Below are 6,734 nucleotides of genomic sequence, written 5' to 3'. Positions count from 1 at the left end.
GGTGTGCTCTAGGATTCAAAAAGATAGCCTCTTAGCGCTTTTTGTTTGAAGATTATCTTTTTGAATCCGGTATAATATCTGGGAGTTGCTTTGAGCGCCTCATTTGGGGGACTTCGTTGCACATCACTTTTTAACTTACCAGACTGCTTAGGGAGAAATCCCAGCCTCATCCTCGGCGCGAACCCGCAACCAACGGGCCGCCAAGGGCAGGGTGGTTCCCTGAACCAGCACCGAGAACAACACCACAAAGAAGGTCACGTTGAAAATCTTTTGTGCCGATTCAACCCCGGCCAACAAGGGAAAGGTAGCCAGTACGATGGGAATGGCCCCACGCAAGCCCACCCAGGAAACAAAAGCTTTCTCGTTGAAGGCGAAGCGCCGGCTGGGTAGGCTGAGGAAAACCGCCACAGGCCGGGCCACCAGCATCAGAAAGAGTGCCAGCAAAATGGCCCCTACCGCCACCGAGGGGAGTTGGGAGGGAAAAACCAGCAGACCCAGGGTGAGGAACATCCCAATCTCCATCAGCCAGGTGTTACCTTCGTGAAAGGCCAATAGCGCCGTCTTGCGGGGAAAGTCGCTGTTGCCCACCACCACCCCCGCCACATAAGCCGCCAAAAAACCACTGCCACCCAGCACGGCGGTGAGCGAAAACACCAGGAGCATCAGCGCAACCGACAAAACCGCATACAGCCCATCGAAGCTAAGCCGGATGTTTTTCAAGGCCCAAGCCGCCGCTCGCCCCAGGCCATACCCCAGTAACAAGCCCAACAGCATCTGCTGGACAAACATGGGCAGAATCTGCCAAGCGTTCATCTCGGGGCGGGTCAGGAGGGCGGTCAGGCCGATGGTAAGAAACACCGCCATGGGGTCGTTGGTGCCCGACTCGAACTCAAGCAAAGGCCGCAGATGCTTGCGCAGGCGCACCGCCCGCTCGCGCAGTACGCCAAAAACCGCGCTGGCATCGGTACTGGAAACAATGGCTCCCAATAGAAGGGCCTCGAGCCAGCCCCAGCTCAGGGCCCAGTAGGCAAATGCCCCGGTCAGCAGCATGGTTAGCAATACCCCAAAGGTGGCCAAGGATAAGCCAGCCCCCAGTACTGGGCGTACCGTGTTCCAGCGACTGAGGAGTCCGCCCGAATAAAGGATGAAGATAAGCGCCACCGTACCTACGAGCTGAGCAGCGTAGTAGTTATCGAACCAAATCCCTCCTGGCCCATCGCTCCCGGCCAGCATCCCGATAACCAGAAACAACAGCAGTCCCGGCACCCCAAGCCGCCCCCCGAGCTTGGTGGCCAGCACGCTGAGGAGCAGCAGAGTGGCGGCAACTAGCAGAAGGGTCTCTGGTCTCGGCAAATACACCTCCACATACCCCGGCAAAACCGCGGGGAACGCTGGTACTTCGGTGCGTGAAGCACCCCGGCTTCAGTATGCAGTTAAGCCAGCCCCAAAGCAGGGCCTCAGTGCCCAATTCGGGTGTGCAGGTCGCCGATGCCCTCGATGGCCACTTCCACGAGGTCGCCGGGCTTCAGCTCGCCCACCCCCTCGGGGGTGCCGGTGAGCACCACGTCGCCGGGTTCCAGGGTCATGAAACTGCTGATGTAGGAGAGGATTTTGGCCACCGGGAAGATCATCAGGCTGGTGTGGGCCTCCTGGCGCAGCTCGCCGTTTATATAGGTGCGCAGGGTGGTGTTTTGCGGATCGAGCGAGGTTACCAGCCAGGGCCCCAGGGGGCAGAACTTGTCGGCAGACTTGGCCCGCACCCATTGCAGGTCGGTTTTTTGCTTATCGCGGGCGGTGACGTCCAGGGCGCAGGTGTAGCCCAGCACGTGATCGAGGGCCTCGCTTTCGGGCACGTTCTTCATGCGGCTCTCAATCACCACCGCCAGCTCCCCTTCGTAGTGCAGCAGGTTGGTGAAGCTGGGGTAAGGCACCGCATCGCCGGACTGCTCGGGGCGGGCCGGGTTGGCGGGGTGGGCCAGGGCGTTGGGGGCTTTCAAGAAGAGCCCCGGCTCTTTGGGAAGGTCACCGCCAAAATCGTGGCCCATCTCGCGGATGTGATCTAGATAATTGCGGCCAACACACACAATCTTGCTGGGCGTGGCCGGGGCCAGTAGGGTTACGCCCCCCAGATCAAAATGACGGCCCGTGGGGTTGCCCGCCGGGCCGTCGGTTTCGTGGATTATCTCGCCTTCCAGTATGCCCCATTGACCTGCGTTAAACCGTACTAGCTTCATAGTGGCTCAAGTATACCGTTGCCCGCAATTCCTGCCTTGGGACGTTTGGCTTACCCGGCTTATGCCCCGTTGGCCCTACCCATCCAGGGGAAAGTCTCATGCATACCGGCGGCTTCTACCCTCGAGGTCACAAAACACTTCGTGGGTGAAGTGTTAGAGTCTAAATTAAGCAACCTCGAGGTTTGCCTCGAGAAAAGTACGAGAGGAGCTGGCATGAACGCATTTTTACTCTGGATTCTGGGTATTCTGGGCCTACTTATTTTGCTATGGGGCCTGACCCGCCTACAGCGCGGTGGGCTGGCCTGGACGGGCTTTGGTTTGCTGCTGGGCCTGGCCGGGCTGGGCGGGGCCTGGTTGCACCAGCAGTATGGCACCTCGGTGTTCTGGGGGCTGGGGGTGCTGGGGGTTCTTTTGCTGGTCTGGGCCCTGCTCAACCTCAGGAGCCGTCTGGCCGGCTGGACAGCCACCCTGGCCGTGCTGCTGGCGCTAACTGGCTTTGGCAGCATCGTACTCTTGAACAGCAGCAGCCCCAACCTGCTCACCTCGGGCGCCATCCCTGACCCACTGGGCAGCCCCCAGACTGGCCCGGCCACACCGCCCAATGCCCCAGCAACACCCCTGCCACCTGCGGAACCCGGCCCCACACCTGCCCCCGAAGCTCTGCCACCCGCAGCCCCTGCCGCACCCAGTCCAACCCCACCCGCCGCTAACGGTAGCGTGCGCGAGCTCGAGCCCACCTGCCCCTGCCTCCTCAACGTGCAGGTGAAGGCGCCCAACCCCACGGTGCGGATTTTGCAGGGCAGCACCGAGATTGCCAGCAGCAAGCTCGAGCGCTCGAGCTTCTTGCTGGAGGCCGGCGACTACACCCTCCAGGTCGAGGCCCCTGGCTACCGCACCTTTAGCGTGCTGATCAATGTACCCCGCAACCAAAACCTGGAAGTAGAACTGGTGCAGTAACGGTTTGCTTGCACATTACACTACACCTCAGTATGGTGTAGATATTGTGGGTGAAGTAAGTACACTCTGGCAAACCTACCTCGAGGCCCTGCGTCCCCACCTGAGCGGGCGAGACCATCGGGGCAAAAAAGGCAGCCTGCGCTGGCTGGAAGCCGCTGTGGCCGAGCGCGGGGGGCGGGCTGGCACCGTTCGCAACATCCTGTACAAAGACCTGGGCAGCCCCGAGGAAAAGCTGCGCTTGTTTGAAGTTATTAGCGAACTGTACACCGAGTCGGGCCTGGAGGCCCCCAGCCTGCCCTCGGAGCTGGCCCTCGAGTCGGCCCGGCGGGCTTTGGGGCGCGACAAGCGCAGGCTGTTCCGCCGTTTTGTGCGGGCGCTGGAACAGGGCGACAAACCCCAGATGGTGGTGGTGGGGGGTGCAGCCACCGGCAAGGGCGTGCTGCTGGCAGCGGTGGAGCGGGCCGTGCCAGGCTGTCTGATGGCGAACCTGGGGGGTGAACTGGCCCAGCACCTCCACCCCCTGGCCGAAAAACTGGGGCTGGAGCTCGAGGGCATCCTCTCCCAGCTCTCCCCTACCCAGCCCTATGCCCTGCAGGCCGCCCTGCAAGACGAGCTGCGCAACGAGCTGGCTCGAGCCCTCAATGCCTGCGGCAAACCCCTGCTTTTACGGGCCGAAAAAGAAGGGCAGATTGGCGGCCTGAGCCTGCGCGATACCCAGGGCAACCCGGTAGGTCTGGCGGCCTGGGTCGAACCCCTGCTACGCCGCCTAACCATTCCTTTCCTGGCCGGGCTTTCCGAACCCCCGCCCAACCTGGCCTGGCACCCGCTGTCGGCCCCCAGCCGGGCCGAGGCCCGCCGCTACGTGAAAGACCGCCTGCCCGACCTGCCTCCCGAGCGGGTGGAAGCCCTGGTAAACCAGGCCGGGCGCAACTTTGCCGAACTTTCGCGGCTGGTCTTGTTGGAAGCCGCCCAGACCCAGGGCAGCACCCCCGCGGCCCTGGCCGGCTACAACCTGGCCCAGGACACCACCCTGCGCCCAATTCTGTACGCGCTGGCCGTTCTCTCGCCCGAGGCCGACCCCGGCGTACCGGTAGCCCTGCTGGAAAAGGCCATTAACAAGAACCTCGAGCACCTCTCCCAGGCCGAGCGCGCCCTCCTGACCCCTATGGGCGAGGGCCGGGTACGCCCGGCTTTGCGCAGCCTGCTGCCCGAGGTGCCCGAAAAAGAGGCCCGCAAGCTGCACGCACTGGCCCTGGATTTTTTCAAGGGCGACCTGTTTCGCCTGCTGCACCATGCCCGCGGCGCACATCGGCTAGATAAGCTGCTCGAACTGCTCTCGCAAGACCCCAGCCGGCTGTCGCTGCTGCCCACCCTCTGGGCCGAGTCGCGGCACTGGCCCCTGCCAGAGCGCGAGAAACTGGCCATGACAGTGGTGCGCTACCGTGCCGTGCTGGGCCAGTATGCCCACCCCGAGGCACTGGAAGCCCTCGAGCTGCTCTTTTCTTCCAGCGACCTTGCCACCCAGTCCTGGGCCAGGGTCAAAGCCGCCGAAGCACGGGTAGACGCCGGGGACTTCCATGCCGCTCTGACCCTTCTACCCCCTCCCGAGACACTTTCGGGCGAAATTGCAGCCGAGGGGCTTTTGGTCTGGGCCGCGGTCGAGCGCTGGCAGGGCGATTACACCCAGGCCGAGGCCTACGTCCAGCAGGCCCTTTCGTTGCCCATCCCGCCGTTTCTGGCCGACCGGGTGCGGCTATGGCAGGGCCTGGTCGCCAAGGATGCCGGCCGCTTTGACGAGGCCCTGGCGGCTTTGCGTCAGGTCTCGCACGACCCTTTGCTGGTGGGGCGGGCCCGCTACCAGTCGGGCGACCTGCTGCTGCGCACGGGGCGGGTCTACGAGGCCGAGGCCCAGATGCGGCAGGGCCTGGAAGCCCTGGAGGCTTCGGGAGCACCGCCAGAAGAGGTGGCCCGGGTTCGGGCCCGCTTCGGTACTGCCCTGCGGCGCATTGGCAATTTTGAAGAAGCAGAAAAGTACCTGTATCAGTCCATCCACGATGCCACCGACGAGTTTATCCGGGCCCGCGCCATGAGCGAAGCCAGTGTGCTCGAGCTGGCCCGGGGCCGCCCGTTGGAGGCCCTGAACCTGCTGGCCGAGGCCGAGGCTTATCTGCGCGACGTGCGCGAACGCCCCGAGGAAGCCCACTACCGCCACCGCCGCACCCTCTACCGCATTGCCGTAGCCTACTGGGTGCGGGCCAGCGGGCTGCCGTATCTGCCCCCGTATATGGGGGGACAAAAAGCCCCCCAGAGCGAAAAAATTCTGCGCGAACTGCGTCAGGAGCTGCTCAGCAAGAAGCTTCCCGGCGACCGCTACATCGCCTTAGGCATAGACATCGCCCTCAAGCTCTCCTTGCTGATGCCTGCCGACCAGGCCGAGGTCATGATGCAAAGCTGCTTAGAGCAGAACGACCCCTACTTCCAGGCCCAGGCCCGCCTGGGCTACGCCGAAACGCTGGCCCGGCAGGAGAAGTGGGCCGAGGCCCTGGCCCAGGTGGTGCAGATTGGGGACTTACAAGACCCCGGTGTACAGAGCTGGAAGCTGGGCCTGGAAACCCAGGCCTTGTTGGGCCTAGGGCAGGAGGAAGCCGCCTGGAAAAAACTCCAGTCCTGCGCAGGGCTGCCTGCCCCCTACCGCGCCCAGCTGGGCCGGGTGCTGGGGAAAATCTGGCCGCCCGAGGCGCTGCGTCAGCGGCTAAATACCCAGTCACCGCTGGCCCTGGACGACTGCCTGGCCTTGCATTTGAGCAAAAAAACCTCCACTCAGTGAGCAAGTTCGCATAGAAAACCCCGCAGGGCCGTGTTGAACGCCCTGGGGTTCTCCAGGTTGGCCAGATGACCGGCCTCGGGGATGATGAGCATGCGGCTATCGGGTATCTGGGCGGCCATCAGCCGGGCATCGGCGGGTGGGGTCAGAGTGTCCTCTTCGCCCACCAGCACCAGGGCCGGAACCGAGATACTGGAGAGCAACGGTACGGAATCGGGCCGGTAGGCTAAGGCCTCGAGGCTTTTGGCCACACGGCTGGGGTCGGCCTCGAGCTGGGCCTGCCGTACCCAGGCCACCAGCTCGGGGCGGCGGGCATGGGTGGTGGCCCCCAGGTGCCCCCCCAGGGTAGCCTCGGGGAAGAAAGGCATACCCTCCTTGCGCACACGCGCGGCCTGCTCTAAGCGCAAGCGGACACCCTCGGGGGTGTCGGGGGTGGCCCGGGTGTCGGCCAGCACCAGGCCTGCGAAGCGCTCGGGCTCCAGGTTCCAAAGCCTAAAAATCACGTATCCCCCCATGGAAAGCCCCACAAACACTGCCTTCTGCCAGCCGCGCGCGTCCATCTCGACCAGCACATGCGCTGCTGCCTTTTCCAGGCTCTCAAAACCCAGGATGTCGGGTAGCAAAAGGGGGTGCCCTTCAACGAGCTTTAGCTGCCCCTCCCACATGGCCGGGCTATAGGGAAAAGCATGTAGAAAGACTACCGGAACGGACATACCTAC

The 6,734-nt window shown here is 63.5% G+C and carries 5 protein-coding genes; 2 read left to right on the top strand and 3 right to left on the bottom strand.

Annotation, left to right across the window (positions count from 1 at the left end; all coding sequences use genetic code 11):
- Window positions 1-147 precede the first annotated feature (147 nt).
- Window positions 148-1,359: a potassium/proton antiporter gene (locus ABWU19_RS09010; RefSeq protein ID WP_245597553.1), complete on the bottom strand. Its 1,212-nt coding sequence runs from the start codon at window positions 1,357-1,359 to the stop codon at window positions 148-150.
- A 98-nt stretch (window positions 1,360-1,457) separates the two neighbouring features.
- The gene (locus ABWU19_RS09005) at window positions 1,458-2,234 is read right to left on the bottom strand and encodes a fumarylacetoacetate hydrolase family protein (RefSeq protein WP_435901374.1); all 777 of its coding nucleotides are present in this window, start codon (window positions 2,232-2,234) and stop codon (window positions 1,458-1,460) included.
- Between the two features lie 213 nt (window positions 2,235-2,447).
- On the opposite strand from ABWU19_RS09005, the gene ABWU19_RS09000 reads away from it, so the two are divergent.
- Window positions 2,448-3,191: a PEGA domain-containing protein gene (locus ABWU19_RS09000; protein ID WP_435901373.1), complete on the top strand. Its 744-nt coding sequence runs from the start codon at window positions 2,448-2,450 to the stop codon at window positions 3,189-3,191.
- A 46-nt stretch (window positions 3,192-3,237) separates the two neighbouring features.
- Window positions 3,238-6,018, top strand: a complete 2,781-nt coding sequence (locus tag ABWU19_RS08995; RefSeq protein ID WP_435901372.1) for a hypothetical protein — start codon at window positions 3,238-3,240, stop codon at window positions 6,016-6,018.
- On the opposite strand, the gene ABWU19_RS08990 is transcribed toward ABWU19_RS08995, so the two are convergent.
- Complete coding sequence (locus ABWU19_RS08990; protein ID WP_435901371.1) at window positions 6,012-6,728, bottom strand: alpha/beta fold hydrolase; 717 nt, start codon at window positions 6,726-6,728, stop codon at window positions 6,012-6,014. The two genes, ABWU19_RS08995 and ABWU19_RS08990, sit on opposite strands and share 7 nt — an antisense overlap.
- Between the last annotated feature and the right edge of the window lie 6 nt (window positions 6,729-6,734).

This window comes from Meiothermus cerbereus, assembly GCF_051297115.1.
Classification (GTDB): Bacteria; Deinococcota; Deinococci; order Deinococcales; family Thermaceae; genus Meiothermus; species Meiothermus cerbereus_A.
This window is presented reverse-complemented; position numbering and strand designations above follow the sequence as displayed.

Coding starts and splice junctions, on each gene's coding strand:
- ABWU19_RS09005 (WP_435901374.1), bottom strand. CDS start 2,234: ATGAAGCTAGTACGGTTTAACGCAGGTCAATGGGGCATACTGGAAGGC.
- ABWU19_RS09000 (WP_435901373.1), top strand. CDS start 2,448: ATGAACGCATTTTTACTCTGGATTCTGGGTATTCTGGGCCTACTTATT.
- ABWU19_RS08990 (WP_435901371.1), bottom strand. CDS start 6,728: ATGTCCGTTCCGGTAGTCTTTCTACATGCTTTTCCCTATAGCCCGGCC.